The following is a 17,627-nucleotide window of genomic DNA, read 5'->3' as shown; positions in this document are numbered from 1 at the left end:
GCGAGATCAGCGGGTAGCACCTTGAGTTTCCGGCCCAGGCCGGGCTCCATCCCCGAATCCCCCGGGGTCTATCGGTTCAGGGACGCGCACGGCCGGGTGATCTACGTCGGCAAGGCCAAGAGCCTGCGCCAGCGGCTCAACTCCTACTTCGCCGACTTCTCCGCCCTGCACCCGCGCACCCAGACGATGCTGACCACGGCCGCCGACGTCGACTGGACGGTCGTCGGCACCGAGGTGGAGGCGCTGCAGCTCGAATACTCCTGGATCAAGGAGTTCGATCCCCGCTTCAACGTCAAGTACCGCGACGACAAGTCCTACCCCTACCTCGCGGTCACCATGGGCGAGGACTTCCCGCGCGTGCAGGTCATGCGCGGCGCCAAGCGCAAGGGCACCCGCTACTTCGGGCCCTACTCCCACGCCTGGGCCATCCGCGAGACCGTCGACCTGCTGCTGCGGGTCTTCCCGGTGCGCACGTGCAGCAGCGGGGTGTTCAAGCGGGCCGGGCAGATCGGCCGCCCCTGCCTGCTCGGCTACATCGACAAGTGCTCGGCGCCCTGCGTCGGCCGGGTCACCCCCGACGAGCACCGCGCGCTGGCCGAGGACTTCTGCGACTTCATGGCGGGCAACACCGGCCGCTTCATCAAGCGGCTGGAGAAGGAGATGCGCGAGGCCGCCGCCGAGCAGGAGTACGAGCGGGCGGCCCGGCTGCGCGACGACATCCAGGCATTGCAGCGGGCGCTGGAGAAGCAGGCCGTGGTGCTCGGCGAGGGCACCGACGCCGACGTGATCGCGCTGGCGGAGGACCCGCTCGAAGCCGCAGTCCAGGTCTTCTACGTCCGCGCCGGCCGCATCCGCGGCCAGCGCGGCTGGGTGGTGGACAAGGTCGAGGAGACCTCGCCCGGCGAGCTCGTCGAGCAGTTCCTGCTGCAGATGTACGCCGAGGCCGGCCCCGACTCGATGCCCCGCGAGGTGCTCGTGCCCGCCCTGCCGCCCGACAACGAGGCGGTCGCCGAGCTGCTGAGCGAGCAGCGCCGCGCCCGCGTCGAGGTGCGGGTGCCGCAGCGCGGCGACAAGCGCTCGCTGATGGAGACCGTCGAGCGCAACGCCAAGGAGTCGCTCGCCCAGCACAAGATCCGCCGCGCCGGCGATCTGACCACCCGCAGCAAGGCGTTGCAGGAGATCGCCGACGCGCTCGGCCTCGACCAGGCGCCGCTGCGCATCGAGTGCTACGACGTCTCCCACCTGCAGGGCGAGAACGTCGTGGCGTCCATGGTGGTCTTCGAGGACGGTCTGGCGCGCAAGAGCGAGTACCGCCGCTTCGCCGTCAAGACCAAGGAGGGCGACGTCGCCTCGATCCACGAGGTGATCATGCGGCGGTTCCGCCGCTACCTGGAGGAACGCTCCGCCACGGGCGAGCTGGCCGCCGATGACGACGACGGTCACGGGCCCATCGACCCCGAGACGGGCAGGCCGCGCAAGTTCGCCTACCCGCCCAACCTCGTCGTGGTCGACGGCGCCGGCCCGCAGGCGGCCGCGGCGCAGCGGGCGCTCGACGAGCTCGGCATCGACGAGGTGTCAGTGTGCGGGCTGGCCAAGCGGCTGGAGGAGGTGTGGCTGCCCGGCGACGACCAGCCGGTGATCATGCCTCGTTCAAGTGAGGGTCTCTACCTGCTGCAACGGGTGAGAGACGAAGCACATAGGTTCGCCATCACCTACCATCGTTCCAAGAGGTCCAAGACGGTGAAGGAGAGCGCGCTCGACGGCGTGCCCGGCCTCGGGCCGGCGCGCAGGCAGGCGCTGCTCAAGCACTTCGGCTCCGTGAAGAAGCTACGCGAGGCCACTGCCGCCGAAATCTGCGAGGTTCCCGGCATCGGCCCGTCCATCGCCGAGGTCATCGTGTCGACGCTGAAGGGAGAGTCACCTTGATCTCGCCAGGATGCCAGGGTGTCGTCCGCACCGAACATGAGGTGGGGCGATGAGCACCGAGCCCGCGTTCGTCATCGTCACCGGCATGTCCGGGGCCGGGCGCAGCACCGCCGCCAAGGCCCTCGAGGACCTGGGCTGGTTCGTCATCGACAACCTGCCGCCCGGGCTGCTGTTCGCGATGGCCGAGGAGGCCGGCAAGGTCAAGCTGGCCGCCGACAAGGTCGCGGCCGTGGTCGACGTGCGCAGTCTGGCGTTCACCACCGATCTCAACGCGGCCATCGAGGAGCTCGAAGGGCGCGGCGTCCGCGTGCGCGTGGTGTTCCTGGAGGCCAGCGACGAGGAGCTGGTGCGCAGGTTCGAGAACGTGCGCAGGCCCCACCCCCTCCAGGGCGAGGGGCGGCTGGTCGACGGCATCACCCGCGAGCGGGGGATCCTGCGCGAGGTGCGCGCCAACGCCGACCTGGTGATCGACACCTCCACGCACAACGTGCACGACCTCCGTAACAAGATCGTCGCCTACTTCGGCGGGGAGGACCGGCCGGGGCTGCGGCTCAACGTCGTGTCGTTCGGGTTCAAGTACGGCCTGCCGGTCGACGCCGATCTCGTGGTCGACTGCCGGTTCCTGCCCAACCCGCACTGGGTGCCCGAGCTGCGGCCGATGAACGGGCTCGACCCCGCGGTCAGCGACTACGTGCTCGGGCAGCCGGGGGCCAAGGAGTTCCTCGACGCCTACGAAGAGGTCCTGCAGGTGGTCGCGGCCGGATACACGCGCGAGGGCAAGAGCTACGCGACGCTCGCGGTCGGCTGCACGGGCGGCAAGCACCGCAGCGTGGCCATGGCCGAGCAGGTGGCCGCCCGGCTGCGCGACCGCGGGATGGAGGTCCAGGTGAGCCACCGGGATGTGGGGCGGGAGTGACCGATGAAGGCTTCGAAGCTGCTCTGCCGCGTCCGGTAGAGGGTCGTTCGGAACACGCGGCGGGTCCGGTGGGACGCGGCGAGGAAGGGCGCGCGCCCGCGAACATGGACGCGTGCGGGGACGTGGGCGCGTCCGGGAACGCGGGTGCGCCGGGAAACGCGGGCGCGCCCGGGGACGGGGACGCGGGCGGCGGCGGTGAGGTTCGTCCGGCGGACGGGCGGGCGGCCGGCGGGACGAGGTATGCCGGGTTCGGGCCGTCCGTCGTGGCGCTCGGTGGCGGGCACGGGCTGTATGCGTCCCTTTCGGCATTACGGATGGTCACCGACCGGTTGACCGCCGTGGTCACCGTCGCCGACGACGGCGGGTCCAGCGGGCGCCTGCGCCGGGAGCTCGGCGTGCTGCCGCCCGGCGACCTGCGCATGGCGCTGGCCGCGCTCTGCGGCGACGACGAGTGGGGCAGCACGTGGAGCGAGGTCGTCCAGCACCGCTTCCGCAGCGAGGGCGACCTGCACGGCCACGCCGTCGGCAACCTGCTCATCGTCGCGCTGTGGGAGCTGCTCGGAGACCCCGTGGCCGGGCTCGACTGGGTCGGGCGGCTGCTGGGCGCGCACGGCCGCGTGCTGCCGATGGCCTCGGTGCCGCTCGACATCGTGGCCGAGGTGGAGCTCGACGGCGTCATCTCGACCATCCGCGGGCAGGTGGCGTGCGCCCTGACCCCCGGCCGGGTGCAGGCCATCTCCCTGGTGCCCGAAGACCCGCCGGCGCGGCCCGAGGCGGTCGCGGCGGTGCAGGAGGCCGACTGGGTCGTGTTCGGGCCCGGATCGTGGTTCACCAGCGTGCTGCCGCATCTGAAGGTTCCCGAGCTGGCCAGGGCGCTGCACGCGACCAGGGCCAGGCGGCTCGTCACGCTCAACCTCGCCCCGCAGCCGGGCGAGACCGACGACTTCTCCCCCCAGCAGCATCTGGAGGTGCTCAGACAGCACGCCCCCGATCTGTCGATCGACGTCGTGCTCGCCGACACCGGGGTGGTGGACGACCCCGACGCCCTGGAGAAGGCCGCCGCCGCGCTCGGCGCGCGGCTCGTCATGGCCGGCGTCGCGGCCACGGACGGCTCGCCGAGGCATGACCCACGACGTCTTGCCTCCGTCCTGGACGAGATTTTCCTCTCGAAGCGTTGATCCTGGTCGGCGTGGCGCGAAGGTGCGAGAGACTCGGAGGAGCCGGTCTGAATGGGGGAGAGGACTAACGCATGGCGATGACAGGTGTGGTGAAAGACGAGCTGAGCCGCCTGCCGGTGCTCAAGCCGTGCTGCCGGAAGGCGGAGGTCTCGACGTTGCTGCGGTTCGCCAGCGGCCTGCACCTGGTGGGCGGGCGCATCGTGATCGAGGCGGAGCTCGACACCAACGCCACCGCACGGCGGCTGATCAAGGACATCGGGGAGGTGTTCGGCCACAAGGCGGAGGTGCTCGTGCTCGCGCCCGCCGGGCTGCGCAAGGGCTCCCGCTACGTGGTGCGCGTCTACCGCGACGGTGAGGCGCTGGCCCGGCAGACGGGCCTGATCGACAACCACGGCCGCCCGGTGCGCGGCCTGCCCCGCCAGGTGGTGGCGGGGGCCGCCTGCGACGCGGAGGCGGCCTGGCGCGGCGCCTTCCTGGCGCACGGCTCGCTGACCGAGCCCGGGCGGTCCATGTCGCTGGAGGTCACCTGCCCGGGGCCGGAGGCGGCGCTGGCGCTGGTGGGCTCGGCGCGGCGGCTGAAGATCCACGCCAAGGCGCGCGAGGTGCGCGGCGTGGACCGGGTCGTGGTGCGCGACGGCGACGCGATCAGCGCGCTGCTCACCCGGCTCGGGGCGCACGACAGCGTGCTGGCCTGGGAGGAGCGGCGGATGCGCCGCGAGGTGCGTGCCACCGCCAACCGGCTGGCCAACTTCGACGACGCCAACCTGCGGCGGTCGGCGCGGGCCGCGGTGGCGGCGGGCGCGCGGGTGCAGCGGGCGCTGGAGATCCTGGGCGACGAGGCGCCCGACCACCTGGTGGTGGCGGGGCGGCTGCGGGTGGAGCACAAGCAGGCGTCGCTGGAGGAACTGGGGCAGATCGCCGACCCGCCGCTGACCAAGGACGCCATCGCGGGGCGCATCCGGCGGCTGCTGGCGATGGCCGACAAGCGGGCGTCGGATCTCGGCATCCCGAACACCGAGGCGAACCTCACCGTGGACATGCTCGCCCCGTAACCGGTTGTTCCTTCTTCTGTTACGGCAAGCCAGGGAGGGCCCACCCGCCGTACGTGGCTGGGCCCTGTCCAGGGAGACGCTCCTGCGGTGGAGGTGGCGGGCCGCCGTGACGCGCGCACAGTGGGCCGTGGGCGTGGTGACCCGGGCACCGTGCGGCGATGGGCCGGATCGCCGGCCGTACGCGGAGCGGGCACGTAGGGGAGGCGTGCTCCGCGCCGTACGGCGGCGATCGGTGGGGTGATGTCGCGCACTCTGCCGGTGCGCGCTCGGCGTGGTGCGGCGGCAGTCGGTGGTGTGGCCGGCCTTGGACGGTGTGCGGTGGGGTGTCAGTCCCTGGCGGGGTTGCGGGGGGTGAAGAGGTCCGCCGCCGGCTTGGGGGTGGGCTGCTGGGCGGGCTCGAACGGGGCCCGGTACTCCGGCTCCTGCTCCGCCTGCGCCGCGGCCTCTTCGGTGCGCTGTGCGCGGCGGACGCGGGTGACCCGGAGGGCGACCAGGGCGAAGGCGGCCAGGGCCGCCACGGCGATGCACAGCCAGGCCGCCCCCGTCTCCGCCAGCGTGCCCCGGTACAGCGACAGCGCGCCCCCCAGGCCCGCGTTCAGGTTCTCCAGGGTGACGTCCCCCATGCCGGCCGGGGAGCGGTCGGGCGTGCGCAGGGCGGCGCCGTCCATGACGGCCTTGCCCGTGACCTGGCCGGCCGCCACCGCGCCGCCCGCGTACAGCGCGGCGATGGGGAGCAGGAGGAGGCTGCGCGGGCGGGCGGCGCCGATGGCGAGCGCCACCACGACGGCGATCAGCAGGGACAGCGCGAGCGAGACGGGCAGCCCGCCGCCGAACGACATGACGGCGCTCGGCAGGCGCTGCTGGAACAGGATGGCCGCCCCCAGGCCGGCCGCGCAGACGAGTGCGGCGAGCAGGCCCGCGAGGAGCCCCCAGAGTAGGCCGGACCGCTTATGTGACATCTCAGCCCCCAGAGAATGCACGAATTTACTCCGACGAGTCGGGCACTTTACTCGAACCTCGCAAAACGTGTCGCCAGAACGGTGATTCACACCTCGGGACCTGCAGTGGTCTAAACCAATTTGGGTCCGATAAGGTTCGTGATTGAGGTTTCAGCCCGCCATCTGTTCGAGGAGATCGGTTCCCGTGAGCATCCGCGTAGGCGTCAACGGCTTCGGCCGCATCGGTCGCAACTTCTGGCGCGCTGTCGCCGCCAGCGGCAAGGACATCGAGATCGTCGCGGTCAACGACCTGACCGATACCGCGACGCTCGCGCACCTGCTGAAGTACGACAGCATTCTGGGCCGCCTGCCCTACGAGGTGAAGGCGTCGAGCGACGAGATCACCGTCGACGGCAAGGCGATCAAGGTCTTCGCGGAGCGCGACCCGGGCAAGCTGCCCTGGGGCGAGCTCGGCGTCGACGTCGTGCTGGAGTCCACCGGTCTGTTCACCGACGCCACCAAGGCCAAGGTGCACGCCGACAACGGCGCCAAGAAGGTCATCATCTCCGCCCCGGCGAAGAACGAGGACGTCACCGTCGTCATGGGCGTCAACGAGGGCACCTACGACGCCTCCCAGCACACCATCGTCTCCAACGCGTCCTGCACCACCAACTGCCTGGCGCCGCTGGCCAAGGTCCTTCACGACACCTTCACCATCGAGAAGGGTCTGATGACCACCATCCACGCCTACACGCAGGACCAGAACCTGCAGGACGGCCCGCACAAGGACCTGCGCCGCGCCCGCGCCGCCGCGCTCAACGTGGTGCCCACCTCCACCGGCGCCGCCAAGGCCATCGGCCTGGTCCTGCCCGAGCTCAAGGGCAAGCTCGACGGCTTCGCCATGCGCGTGCCGATCCCCACCGGCTCGGCCACCGACCTCACCGTCGAGGTCGGCCGCGAGGTCACCGTCGAAGAGGTCAACGCCGCGTTCAAGGCGGCCGCCGAGGGCCCGCTCAAGGGCATCCTCACCTACACCGAGGACGAGATCGTCTCCTCCGACATCGTGACCGACCCCGCGTCCTGCATCTTCGACGCCGGGCTCACCAAGGTCATCGGCAACCAGGTCAAGGTCGTCGGCTGGTACGACAACGAGTGGGGCTACTCCAACCGTCTCGCCGACCTGATCGAGCTCGTGGGCCGCGGCCTCTGAGCGCACGGCTGAACGGGAGCATGAGCATGCGCACGCTCGACGATCTCGACGTGAAGGGGCGGCGCGTGCTCGTGCGCGCCGACCTCAACGTCCCCCTCGACGGGGAGACGATCACCGACGACGGCCGCATCCGCGCGTCGGTGCCGACCATCAAGACCCTGGTGGAGCGCGGCGCCCAGGTCGTCGTCTGCGCCCACCTGGGCAGGCCCAAGGGCAAGGCCGACCCGAAGTACTCGCTCAGGCCCGTGGCGGCGCGCCTGGGCGAGCTGCTCGGCCAGGACGTGGCCTTCGCCACCGACGTGGTCGGCGACAGCGCCAGGAGCACGGTCGAGGCCCTCCAGGACGGCCAGGTGGTCCTGCTGGAGAACCTCCGCTACGAGCCGGGCGAGGAGTCCAAGGACGACGCCGTGCGGGGCGAGTTCGCCGCGAAGCTGGCCGGGCTGGCCGAGCTGTACGTCGGCGACGGCTTCGGCGCGGTGCACCGCAAGCACGCCAGCGTGTACGACGTGCCCAGGCTGCTGCCGCACGCGGCGGGCGGGCTCGTCGTGGCCGAGGTCGAGGTGCTGCGGAGGCTGACCGAGGACACCGAGCGGCCCTACGTGGTCGTGCTGGGCGGCGCCAAGGTCTCCGACAAGCTCGGCGTCATCGCCAACCTGCTGACCAAGGTCGACCGGCTGCTGATCGGCGGCGGCATGGCGTACACCTTCCTCAAGGCCCAGGGCCACGAGGTCGGCAACTCGCTGCTGCAGGAGGACCAGCTCGACGAGGTGCGCGGCTTCCTCGACAAGGCCGAGCAGCGCGGCGTGGAGCTCGTGCTGCCCGTGGACGTGCTCGCGGCGGTCACCTTCGCCGCCGACGCCGACCACGACGTGGTCGAGGCCACGGCCATCCCGGCCGACCGGGAGGGGCTGGACATCGGGCCGAGGACGCGCGAGCTGTTCGCCTCGAAGCTGGCCGACGCCAGGACGGTGTTCTGGAACGGGCCGATGGGCGTGTTCGAGTTCGACGCGTTCTCCGGCGGCACCAGGGCGGTTGCCCAGGCGCTGATCGACTCCGGCGCCTTCACCGTGGTGGGCGGCGGCGACTCGGCGGCGGCCGTGCGCAAGCTGGGCCTGCCCGAGGACGGCTTCTCGCACATCTCCACCGGTGGCGGGGCCAGCCTCGAATACCTCGAGGGCAAGACCCTCCCCGGACTCGCGGCTCTGGAGGACTAGTTGACTCAGCGCAAGCCGCTCATCGCCGGCAACTGGAAGATGAACCTCAACCACTTCGAGGCCATCAAGCTGGTCCAGAAGCTGGCCTTCGCGCTCAACGACAAGGACTTCGACAAGGCCGAGGTCGCCGTCCTGCCGCCGTTCACCGACCTGCGCAGCGTCCAGACCCTGGTCGACGGCGACAAGCTCAGGATCGTCTACGGCGCCCAGGACCTGTCCCAGTACGACGCGGGCGCCTACACCGGCGAGGTGTCGGGCGCCATGCTGGCCAAGCTGGGCTGCACGTACGTGACGATCGGGCACTCCGAGCGCCGCCAGTACCACGGCGAGGACGAGGACCTGGTCAACGCCAAGGTGCAGGCCGCCTACCGGCACTCGGTGACTCCCATCCTGTGCGTGGGGGAGCCGCTGGCGGTGCGTCAAGAGGGCGGCCACATCGCGTACTGTCTTGCCCAACTCGACGGGGCGCTGCGCAAAATCAGCGCCGAGCAGGCAAAATCGATAGTGGTGGCCTACGAGCCGGTGTGGGCGATCGGCACCGGCGAGGTGGCCACCCCGGAGGACGCCCAGGAGGCGTGCGGAGCGTTGCGAATGAGACTCGCTGAGCTCTACGACGCCGAAGTGGCCTCTGGGATCCGTATCCTTTACGGTGGCTCGGTCAAGTCAGGCAATATCAAGGGGATCATGGCTCAGGCGGATGTCGATGGCGCTCTCGTGGGCGGTGCCAGCATCGACGCCGACGAGTTCGCGAAGATCTGCCGATTCTCCGATATGCCGGGCTAACTGAGCCGTTCTGGGGGTGCGACTTGACATCAGGTCGTACCCTCAAGAGGCAAGTCTGAATCGTCACGCGTAACAGAGCATTGAAGGAACAGGCATACCGTGGAACTCGGAATCTCTATCGCCCTCATCCTGGCGAGCCTTCTCATGATCCTGCTCGTCCTGCTCCACAAGGGCAAGGGTGGTGGCCTGTCTGACATGTTCGGCGGCGGTTTCTCGTCGAACTTCGGTGGTTCCTCGGTGGTGGAGCGCAACCTCGACCGGCTGACCGTGATCACGGGCACGATCTGGTTCGTCTGCATCATCGCTCTCGGCCTGCTCATGAGGCCCTGAGCAACAAAGTTAACGCGTGACAGTGATTCTCCCCCCGTGTCTGTACGCGGGGCGATCGAGCGAGGAGTTCATCCGTGGGTAGTGGCAACGCGATCCGTGGCAGCCGAGTCGGCGCCGGCCCGATGGGGGAGGCCGAGCGCGGCGAGGCGGCTCCGAGAGTGCGGGTCTCGTTCTGGTGTGCCAACATGCACGAGACGCGCCCCAGTTTCGCCAGCGACGCGGCGGTCCCCGAGACGTGGGACTGCCCCCGTTGCGGCCTTCCTGCCGGACAGGACGAGTCTGCGCCGCCTGCCCCGCCGAAGAACGAGCCGTACAAGACGCACCTGGCTTACGTGAAGGAGCGCAGGAGCGACAAGGACGGCAAGGCCATCCTCGAGGAGGCACTGGAGCGCCTGCGCAACAACAAGTCCCCCTGGTAGTACAGGCGTGGACGAAGGGCCCCGGGAGTGGTTCCCGGGGCCCTTCGCCGTGTTCAGGGTCGTTCGTGGACCGGTTCGCCGTCCACGAACGTCATCCGGACCTGCGTGGTCCAGATGTCGCCCGGCGGGAGCTCGAACGGGTCGCGGTCGAGCACCACCAGGTCGGCCGGGCGGCCCGGCTCGATGACGCCGGCGGGCGAGCGGTTGATCCAGGCCGACCCCGCCGTGTACGCGGTCATCGCCGTGGCCAGGTCGATGCGCTGGCCGGGCAGGAACGGGGTCTGCGCGGTCGGGTAGTCGGCGTGCACCGAGCTGCCCGGCTCGGTGCGGTTGACGGCCACGTGCATGCCCTGCAGCGGGTCGGCGTTCGAGACCGGCCAGTCGCTGCCCGCGCAGAACCGGGTGCCGTGCGCCAGCAGGTCCGCGAACGGGTACTGCCACGACGAGCGCGGCTCGCCGAGGTAGGGCAGCGTCAGCTCGTCCATCTGGGCGTGGTGGGTGGCCCACAGCGGCTGCAGGTTGGCCGTGACGCCGAGCGCGGCGAAGCGCGGCACGTCGGAGGGCTCGATGATCTGCAGGTGGGCGATGTGGTGCCGGTTGGCCGGGTCGGTGCCCGCCAGGCTGTCGAGCGCCTCGCGCACCGCGCGCTCGCCGATGGCGTGGAAGTGCACCTGGAAGCCGTGCCGGTCCAGCTCGGCGACGTACTCCCTGAGCTTGCCCGGGTCCACGTACGACAGGCCCGTGCCCCCGCACAGGCAGTACGGCTCCAGCGTCGCGGCCGTGAAGTTCTCCGTGATGCCGTCCTGCATGATCTTGACGGAGGTGGCGCTGAACCGGTCGAGCCCCTCGGCGGAGGCCCGGCGCGCCACCAGGTCCTCGATCTGCTCGGCGCCCCGCGTGCGGTCCCACCACAGCGCGCCCACCACGCGGGCCCGCAGCTCCCCGGAGCGGGCCGCCGCCAGGTAGGTGGGGAGCTGGTCGTCGGAGCCCGCGTACGAGCCCACGATGGCGTCCTGCCAGCCCGTGATGCCCAGCGAGAACAGGTGCCGCTGCGCGTCCGCCAGCGCGTCGTGAAGGTCCTGGGCGGTCGGGCGCGGGGTGAGCAGGCCGACGAGGTCCATGGCGCCCTCGTGCAGGACGCCGGTGGGCTCGCCGGTGGCGTCGCGCTCGATGCGGCCGTCGGCCGGGTCGGGGGTGTCGCGGGTGATGCCGGCCCTGGCGAGGGCGGCGGTGTTGACCCAGGCGGCGTGGTGGTCGCGCTGGATCAGGTAGACGGGACGGTCGAGGAAGTCGAGCTGGTCGCGGTGGGGAAGGCCGCCCGGGAATGCCGACATGTCCCAGCCGCCGCCGTCGATCCATTCTTTATCAAGATTGTTTGCGGCATAGTCGGCGATCTTTTCAACGTACGCGTCAAGGCCGAATACCTCTGACAAATCGCACTTTGCCCGTTCGAGCCCGGCCTGTACCGGATGCATGTGCGCGTCGATGAAACCCGGCGCCAGCAGACCGCCGTTCAGATCCACCGTCTCGTGCGGGTGCCGCGCCAGCTCTCTCTCCGGGCCCACGGCGGCGATCACGCCGTCGCGCACCAGAACAGCCTGCGCCGCCACGCCCTGCGGGGTGAAGACGCGGCCGCCTCGGAAGAGGATGTCCATGGGGGGTGTCCCTTCTAGTGTCCCGTGATCAGGTCGGCGAAGCGGGCCAGCACCGAGGTGCGCGGCATCGTCCGCTCCCGGTGGTCGGCCACCCGGTACAGGCGGTACATCGTGTGCACGCCCAGCCACCGCAGCGGCTCCGGCTCCCAGGAGCGCACCCGGCGGCCCACCCACGGCAGCGAGGTCAGCTCCGTCTCCTCGCCCAGTATCAGGTCGCGCAGCGTGCGGCCGGCCAGATTGGTGGTGGTCACGCCGTGTCCGGTATAGCCGCCGGCCCAGCCGAGGCCGGTGGCCGGGTCCACGTGCACGGTCGAGCACCAGTCGCGCGGCACGCCCAGCACGCCGGACCAGGCGTGCGCGATCGAGGAGGAACGGGCGGCGGGGAAGAAGTCGGTCAGCAGCCGCCACAGCGCCTCGACCGTCCACTCGTGGGTGTGGCCGCGGGCGTCCACGCGCGAGCCGTACAGGTAGGGGCGGCCGCGCCCGCCGAAGGCGATGCGGTCGTCCGCGGTGCGCTGGGCGTACATGTAGTAGTGGGCCATGTCGCCGAGCAGCTCGGCGCCCTGCCAGCCGACCTCGTCCCAGAACGACGCGGGCAGCGGCTCGGTGACGATCATGGAGCTGTTCATCGGGAGCCACTGCCGGCGCAGGTGGGGCAGGCGGGCCGTGAAGCCCTCCGTCGCGCGGATCACGTGGCCCGCCGACACCGTGCCGTACGGGGTGACGGCCCGGTGCGGGGCGATCTCGGTCACCGGGGTGCGCTCGTAGATGGGCACGCCGAGGTCGCGTACGGCCCTGGCCAGCCCCTGCGCCAGCTTGGCCGGCTGGATGCGCGCGCAGTGGGGGCTCCAGGAGGCCTCCAGGGCTCCGGCGACGCGTACGTGGTCAGCGGGGTCGACCAGGCGCAGATCGGCCTCCTCGATGCCCCACGGGCGGGCCGAGGCCACGCTCTGGCGCAGCCGGGCCGCCTGGGCGGGGGTGCGGGCCACGTTCAGCACGCCGCCCTTGACCAGGTCGCAGTCGATGGACTCCGTCTCGCAGACCCTGATGACCTCGTCGATCGAGGCGTACATCTCGCGCTGCAGCCGCCGTGCCCCCGCGCCGTAGCGCTCGTGCGAGCCCGCCAGGTCGCCGGTCAGCCAGCCGCCGTTGCGCCCCGACGCGCCGAACCCGGCGAACTCCTGCTCCAGCAGCACCACGTTCATGGACGGGCGGGCGCGCTTGAGGTAGTACGCGGTCCACAGGCCGGTGTAGCCCGCGCCGACGATGGCCACGTCGGCCTGGAGGTCGCCGTCGAGCCGGGGGCCGGGGACGGGCAGGCCGGCGGACCGGTACCAGAAGGACACGTCGCCGTTCACGTACCCGGACGACAAAGGAACACGCACGCTCATGGCGACATATCCTCCTATATCGGGATAAGTCGGCGCATCTTGCGACGAAATACGCAATGAAACACGTCGTTAGCGGCCGTGTAACAGCCGCCGGGCATGCTCGGGTGCATGGGATTCTTGCGCATCCGCACCACGGTGGACGAGCGACCCGGCCGGCTGGCCTCCCTGGCGGCGGCCCTGGCCCACAGGGGCGGCAACATCCTCGGCCTGAGCGTACAGTCCGACACCGACGGAACCGTTGACGAGTTCGTCGCCGACATCCCCGCCCACCCCGAGACCGTGCGCGAGGCGCTCGAAGCCGCGGGGGGCCGCAACGTCAAGGTGGTGCCGGCCACCGCCCACGAGCTGACCGACGAGCCCACCAGGGCGCTGCTGCTGGCCTCCAGGCTGCGCACGATGCCGTGGCGGCTGCCCGAGCTGCTCGCCGAGCTGCTGCGCGCGGACGACGCGCGCTGGGTCTATGGTGAGGCCGTGAGTGATCTTCCCGACCCGACGCAGCTCGTCGTGCCGGTGGCGCCGCGCCGGGCGGTCCGGCTGCGCCGCGCCGAGCTGCCGTTCACCCTGACCGAGGCGGCCAGGGCGGCCTCCTTCGCCCGGCTCGCCCAGCCCGCCACCGAGCGGAACGGCACCGCTGAGCGGGCGATCAAGCTCGCCGACGGCGTCGAGGTCACCGTCCGACCGCTCACCTCGATCTACCGCGAGGCCGTGCGCGACCTGCACGACAGGTGCTCGCCGGAGTCGCGCAGGTTCCGCTACTTCACCTCGATGCCCGCGCTGCCGCCCCGCATGTTCGACAAACTCTGCGACAGGAACAGGGGATACTCGCTGGTCGCCGGGCACGACGGGCAGGTCGTGGGCATGGCCAACCTCATGTTCAGCAACGACCCCGGCACCGCCGAGATGGCCTTCCTGGTCGAGGACCGCTGGCAGGGGCGCGGTCTGGGCACGGAGATGGCCAGGATGCTCGTGCGGGCGGCCCGCGACCTCGGGTACGCCGAGGTCAGGGCCACCATGCTGGCCGACAACGCGCGCATGCGCCGGCTGCTGCTCTCGCTGGGCGCCACGCTCGGCTACACCGAGGACCCCGGCGTGATCGAGGCGCGGCTGCCGGTCGGCACGATGGTGTCAGCCTAGGGCCCGGCCCTCACCCTCGCCCCGGCCCTCGTCGTCGTCGCCCGCGCCGGCCCTGCCGCCGGGCGGCTGCTCCCGCTTGATGCCCAGGTGGCGCTCGATGCGATCGAGGCTCTCCTGGATCTGGGTGAGCCGCTCGCTCAGCATGGAGCCGCCCGCGAAGAACATCTCGGCCGGGCGCTCCTTGGAGCCTCGGCCCACGCGGTCCAGCACGCGCTGGCGCACGTCGGGCAGGTCCGCCCCCGCGTCCACCAGCGCCTGGGCGGCCAGGCCCTCGCCCTCCCTGATCAGCCCGAGCAGGATGTGCTCGGTGCCGATGTAGTTGTGCCGCAGTTGCAGCGCCTCGCGCAGCGACAGCTCCAGGACCTTCTTGGCGCGCGGCGTGAAGGGGATGTGCCCCGCCGACGCCTTGGCGGCGGACTGGCGCGTGCCGCTGGGCGCGGCCGGGTCGCGGCCCACCTCGCGCTCGACGAAGGCGCGTACGTGGTCGAGCTCCACGCCACAGCTGTCGAGCACCAGCGCGGCGAGTCCCTCACCCTCGTGGATGAGGCCGAGCAATATGTGCTCCGTGCCGATGTAGTTGTGGCTCATCATCCGCGCCTCCTCCTGGGCGAGGACGACGACCCTGCGCGCACGGTCGGTGAAGCGTTCGAACACCGGATGCCTCCGTTCGGCTGGGGCTGCCTCCACTATGCGCTAGGAAACCGCGCATGTGGGGTATTTGTCCTGTGTGGATCTTGACGAGGTGGCGGACAGGCTCTACGCGCTGCCGCCGTCCGAGTTCACCGCCGCACGCACGGCCGAGGCCCGTGCGGCCAAGGACGCGGGCGACGTACGGCTCTCGCGCGAGATCGCGCGGCTGCGCAAGCCGACGGTGTCCGCCTGGGCGGTGAACCGGCTCGCCCGCGAACATCCCGGCGAGCTGGCCGAGCTCCTCGACGTGGGGGAGCGGCTGCGGGCGGCCTGGCAGGAGCAGGACGCCGGCGCGCTGGCGGAGCTCACCCAGCGAAGGGGCGAGGTCGCCGCCAAGGCGGGCCGGCTCGCCAGGCAGGGGGGCGGCCTGTCGGCGGCGGCCGGCACCGAGGTGGACCAGACACTCGACGCCGCGCTGGTGGACGCCGGGGCGGCCGCGGAGGTCCGCCAGGGGCGCCTGGCCAAGCCGCTGCAGTACAGCGGGTTCGCGCCCGCCCCCATCCCGCGCGCGCCGGTCTCCCGGCGGAAGCGCAGCGCGGAGGAGCGGGCCGAGGACGAGGCGGCGCAGGCGCGCGCCCGTGAGGAGGCCGAGGCCAGGAAGGCTCGCGAACGCCAGGAGGCGGAGGCGGCGCACCAGGAGTGGCTGGGGGAGCTGGAGGCCGCCCACGCGGAGCACGACGAGCGGGCGGAGAGGGTCGCGCGGCTGGAGAAGAAGCTGGCCAAGGCCCGCAAGAAGCTGGACGAGGCCCGTCAGCGGCTGGAGGTGACCCAGCGGGAGGAGCGGCACGCCCGGCAACGCCTGGACCGCTAGAAGCCGGGGCGTGGCACACCCGGCAGCGCCGGCGGGTACGCGAGCCGCCCGGCAGCGCCGGCGGGTACGCGAGCCGCCCGGCAGCGTCAGACGGGGGATCGGAAGCGGTGGCGGCGGGCTATCCGGCGGCATGCCATCCGGCGGTGCGCGTTGCGGCGGCGGCGCGTCCATGACCGTTGCCGGGTCCTCCTGCTCCCGGCGATCCAGCGGGACAGCGCGAGCGGGCCGTACGCGGCGAGCACCGCGCCCACCTCCGCCGCCCGTCCCGCGGCTGCCGGCACCGCCAGCACGGCGGCGGTGGTCAGGGCGTACACCATGGAGAAGCGCGCCGCGGAGCGCACGCGCACGGCGGCGCGCCTGAGCCGGGTGACCGTCCACCGGCGCGGGACCGCGCCGCTCACCAGGAAGGTCAGGGCGACGGCGCCGAGGTTCGTGGCGGCGGGCGGCCAGATCTCGCGCAGGCTGAGGTAGACCAGCGCGTACAGCGCGCAGGAGACCGCGTTGACCATGGCGAACGACAGGAACGTGGCCTCGCGGGGCCGGGCGACCACCGCGTCAGGATGCGTGGGCGTCGGCTCCGGCCGCGCCACCTCCACCCGGGCCCGCCCCCTGGAGATCGACCAGGCGACCCTGGCCAGCCCCTTCAGGTCGTCGATGGCGGTCCTGACGACGCGTACCCGCGAGTCGGTGTCCTCGATCCAGTCGACCGGCACCTCGTGCACCCGCAGCCCGTTGTGCTCGGCCAGCAGCAGCAGCTCGGTGTCGAAGAACCAGGAGTCGTCCTCGACCTTGCCCAGCAGCGGCCTGACCACGTCCGTCCTGGCGGCCTTGAACCCGCACTGCGCGTCGCTGAACCGGACGCCGAACCCGTGCCTGAGCAGGGCGTTGTAGCCCCTGGACACCACCTCGCGGCGCAGCGAGCGGCGCGTGCGCGCGCCGGGTGCCAGGCGGGTGCCGACGGCGATCTCGGAATGGCGGCTGGCCACCGAGGCCACCAGCGGGAACAGGGCGTCGAGGTCGGTGGACAGATCGACGTCCATGTAGGCGACGATGTCGGCAGGGCTGTCCTGCCAGGCCGCCCGCAGCGCCGCGCCCCGGCCGCGGATGTCCAGCCGCCGGGCGTGCACCTGCTCCAGCTCCGCGGCCAGCGCGGTGGCGACCCGCCAGGTGCCGTCGGTGCTGCCGTTGTCCACGATCGTGATCCGCCACGGCAGCGGGAAGGCGTCGAGGTAGGCGGCCAGCGTGCGGACGCAGCCGGGCAGCGCGCGCTCCTCGTCGAGCACGGGGATGACGATGTCCACGCTGGCCAGCGCGGCTGCAGGCGCAGGATCCTGCGCCTGCAGCCGCCGGCGGGCCGGCGCGTTGCTCACATGCCGGACCACGGCTCGGACGCGAGGTGGAAGCGCTGGTTCGCGCCGCCGTGGCAGCGGAACTGGATGATCGGCGCGCCGTCGTTCAGGCTGCCTTCGCGCACGTCCAGGCACTTGCCGGCGAAGGTGCGGATCTCCACGCGGCCACGGCTGGCCGGCGCGAGCTGGAAGCGCTGGTTGGGGTTGAGGTGGCAGCGGAACTGGACGATCGGCGCGCCGTCGTCGGCACTGCCGTGCAGGACGTCGAGGCACTTGCCGTTGAAGGTCTGGATCGCCACCGAGCCGTCGGGCAGGTGGCGGATCCTGAAGCGCTGGTGGACCTCCTCGTCGCAGCCGAACTGGATGATCGGGGCCCGGTCCTCCGCGCTGATGCCGGCGACGTCGAAGCACTTGTCGGCGTGGGTCTGGATCTCCACGACGCCGGTGCCGTGCCCCGGGCCGTGCCCCGGGCCGTGCCCCGGGCCGTGCCCCGGGCCGGGGTCCGCGACGGCGGACGGGGCGGAGAGCGTGGCGAGGGCGATCGCCGTGACGGCGCAGCCCGCGGCGGCGCGGGCAGTGGTGCACAACCTCATGATGGGTCCTTTTTTGTCATGAATAGCCGGTTAGCGCC

General features: G+C 71.6%; 16 protein-coding genes and 1 pseudogene. 11 read left to right on the top strand and 6 right to left on the bottom strand.

The features are described from left to right. Positions 1 to 21: 21 nt before the first annotated feature. From uvrC to whiA, 4 genes are all read left to right on the top strand, one after another. Entirely contained in the window at positions 22 to 1,926 is a 1,905-nt protein-coding gene (gene uvrC, locus ACBJ32_RS51085; RefSeq protein WP_375133117.1) for an excinuclease ABC subunit UvrC, read from the top strand. A gap of 49 nt (positions 1,927 to 1,975) precedes the next feature. Then, positions 1,976 to 2,842, top strand: coding sequence for an RNase adapter RapZ (gene rapZ / locus ACBJ32_RS51080; RefSeq protein ID WP_185103353.1), 867 nt, complete (start codon positions 1,976 to 1,978; stop codon positions 2,840 to 2,842). A 314-nt stretch (positions 2,843 to 3,156) separates the two neighbouring features. Then, positions 3,157 to 4,020, top strand: coding sequence for a uridine diphosphate-N-acetylglucosamine-binding protein YvcK (yvcK, locus tag ACBJ32_RS51075; RefSeq protein WP_375133116.1), 864 nt, complete (start codon positions 3,157 to 3,159; stop codon positions 4,018 to 4,020). A gap of 71 nt (positions 4,021 to 4,091) precedes the next feature. Then, complete coding sequence (gene whiA, locus ACBJ32_RS51070) at positions 4,092 to 5,072, top strand: DNA-binding protein WhiA (RefSeq protein ID WP_138670245.1); 981 nt, start codon at positions 4,092 to 4,094, stop codon at positions 5,070 to 5,072. 326 nt (positions 5,073 to 5,398) lie between these two features. Here the strand turns inward: whiA and ACBJ32_RS51065 are convergent, their stop codons facing one another. Continuing rightward, positions 5,399 to 6,031 (bottom strand): hypothetical protein, encoded by a 633-nt coding sequence (locus tag ACBJ32_RS51065; protein WP_375133090.1) that lies wholly within the window; start codon positions 6,029 to 6,031, stop codon positions 5,399 to 5,401. Between the two features lie 184 nt (positions 6,032 to 6,215). Here ACBJ32_RS51065 and gap point away from each other — a divergent pair, with 184 nt between their 5' ends. From gap to ACBJ32_RS51040, 5 genes are all read left to right on the top strand, one after another. Then, the gene (gene gap, locus ACBJ32_RS51060; RefSeq protein WP_375133089.1) at positions 6,216 to 7,220 is read left to right on the top strand and encodes a type I glyceraldehyde-3-phosphate dehydrogenase; all 1,005 of its coding nucleotides are present in this window, start codon (positions 6,216 to 6,218) and stop codon (positions 7,218 to 7,220) included. 26 nt (positions 7,221 to 7,246) lie between these two features. Continuing rightward, positions 7,247 to 8,434: a phosphoglycerate kinase gene (locus ACBJ32_RS51055; RefSeq protein WP_375133088.1), complete on the top strand. Its 1,188-nt coding sequence runs from the start codon at positions 7,247 to 7,249 to the stop codon at positions 8,432 to 8,434. Further along, positions 8,435 to 9,217, top strand: coding sequence for a triose-phosphate isomerase (tpiA, locus tag ACBJ32_RS51050; protein WP_375133087.1), 783 nt, complete (start codon positions 8,435 to 8,437; stop codon positions 9,215 to 9,217). A 99-nt stretch (positions 9,218 to 9,316) separates the two neighbouring features. Further along, on the top strand, positions 9,317 to 9,547 hold the full coding sequence (gene secG / locus ACBJ32_RS51045) for a preprotein translocase subunit SecG (RefSeq protein WP_185103359.1): 231 nt from the start codon (positions 9,317 to 9,319) through the stop codon (positions 9,545 to 9,547). A gap of 74 nt (positions 9,548 to 9,621) precedes the next feature. Then, on the top strand, positions 9,622 to 9,966 hold the full coding sequence (locus ACBJ32_RS51040) for an RNA polymerase-binding protein RbpA (protein ID WP_185103360.1): 345 nt from the start codon (positions 9,622 to 9,624) through the stop codon (positions 9,964 to 9,966). A gap of 53 nt (positions 9,967 to 10,019) precedes the next feature. On the opposite strand, the gene ACBJ32_RS51035 is transcribed toward ACBJ32_RS51040, so the two are convergent. Continuing rightward, the gene (locus ACBJ32_RS51035) at positions 10,020 to 11,621 is read right to left on the bottom strand and encodes an amidohydrolase (RefSeq protein WP_375133086.1); all 1,602 of its coding nucleotides are present in this window, start codon (positions 11,619 to 11,621) and stop codon (positions 10,020 to 10,022) included. A gap of 14 nt (positions 11,622 to 11,635) precedes the next feature. Continuing rightward, positions 11,636 to 13,012, bottom strand: coding sequence for an NAD(P)/FAD-dependent oxidoreductase (locus ACBJ32_RS51030; protein WP_375133085.1), 1,377 nt, complete (start codon positions 13,010 to 13,012; stop codon positions 11,636 to 11,638). A 108-nt stretch (positions 13,013 to 13,120) separates the two neighbouring features. Between ACBJ32_RS51030 and ACBJ32_RS51025 the strand changes: the two genes are divergently transcribed. After that, positions 13,121 to 14,146, top strand: a complete 1,026-nt coding sequence (locus ACBJ32_RS51025) for a GNAT family N-acetyltransferase (protein ID WP_375133084.1) — start codon at positions 13,121 to 13,123, stop codon at positions 14,144 to 14,146. Positions 14,147 to 14,230: 84 nt separating this feature from the next. On the opposite strand, the pseudogene ACBJ32_RS51020 reads toward ACBJ32_RS51025, so the two are convergent. Beyond that, positions 14,231 to 14,800 (bottom strand): annotated as a pseudogene (locus ACBJ32_RS51020) (Clp protease N-terminal domain-containing protein); the annotation flags it as partial. Positions 14,801 to 14,873: 73 nt separating this feature from the next. Here ACBJ32_RS51020 and ACBJ32_RS51015 point away from each other — a divergent pair. Continuing rightward, complete coding sequence (locus tag ACBJ32_RS51015; protein ID WP_375133083.1) at positions 14,874 to 15,647, top strand: hypothetical protein; 774 nt, start codon at positions 14,874 to 14,876, stop codon at positions 15,645 to 15,647. 86 nt (positions 15,648 to 15,733) lie between these two features. Here the strand turns inward: ACBJ32_RS51015 and ACBJ32_RS51010 are convergent, their stop codons facing one another. Together ACBJ32_RS51010 and ACBJ32_RS51005 are read right to left on the bottom strand one after the other, a co-directional pair. Next, a complete protein-coding gene (locus tag ACBJ32_RS51010; protein WP_375133082.1) occupies positions 15,734 to 17,017 on the bottom strand; it encodes a glycosyltransferase in 1,284 nt (427 codons plus the stop codon). Beyond that, the gene (locus tag ACBJ32_RS51005) at positions 17,014 to 17,589 is read right to left on the bottom strand and encodes an RICIN domain-containing protein (RefSeq protein WP_375133081.1); all 576 of its coding nucleotides are present in this window, start codon (positions 17,587 to 17,589) and stop codon (positions 17,014 to 17,016) included. The genes ACBJ32_RS51010 and ACBJ32_RS51005 overlap by 4 nt, the downstream gene beginning before the upstream one ends. Between the last annotated feature and the right edge of the window lie 38 nt (positions 17,590 to 17,627).

It is taken from the genome of Nonomuraea sp. GTA35 (genome assembly GCF_041950525.1).
Taxonomy (GTDB): domain Bacteria; phylum Actinomycetota; class Actinomycetes; order Streptosporangiales; family Streptosporangiaceae; genus Nonomuraea.
Note: the sequence above shows the minus strand (reverse complement) of the source record. Positions and strands in the feature narration are given on the sequence as shown.

Coding starts and splice junctions, on each gene's coding strand:
- rapZ (WP_185103353.1), top strand. CDS start 1,976: ATGAGCACCGAGCCCGCGTTCGTCATCGTCACCGGCATGTCCGGGGCC.
- yvcK (WP_375133116.1), top strand. CDS start 3,157: ATGGTCACCGACCGGTTGACCGCCGTGGTCACCGTCGCCGACGACGGC.
- whiA (WP_138670245.1), top strand. CDS start 4,092: ATGGCGATGACAGGTGTGGTGAAAGACGAGCTGAGCCGCCTGCCGGTG.
- ACBJ32_RS51065 (WP_375133090.1), bottom strand. CDS start 6,031: ATGTCACATAAGCGGTCCGGCCTACTCTGGGGGCTCCTCGCGGGCCTG.
- ACBJ32_RS51055 (WP_375133088.1), top strand. CDS start 7,247: ATGCGCACGCTCGACGATCTCGACGTGAAGGGGCGGCGCGTGCTCGTG.
- ACBJ32_RS51035 (WP_375133086.1), bottom strand. CDS start 11,621: ATGGACATCCTCTTCCGAGGCGGCCGCGTCTTCACCCCGCAGGGCGTG.
- ACBJ32_RS51030 (WP_375133085.1), bottom strand. CDS start 13,012: ATGAGCGTGCGTGTTCCTTTGTCGTCCGGGTACGTGAACGGCGACGTG.
- ACBJ32_RS51025 (WP_375133084.1), top strand. CDS start 13,121: ATGGGATTCTTGCGCATCCGCACCACGGTGGACGAGCGACCCGGCCGG.
- ACBJ32_RS51005 (WP_375133081.1), bottom strand. CDS start 17,589: ATGAGGTTGTGCACCACTGCCCGCGCCGCCGCGGGCTGCGCCGTCACG.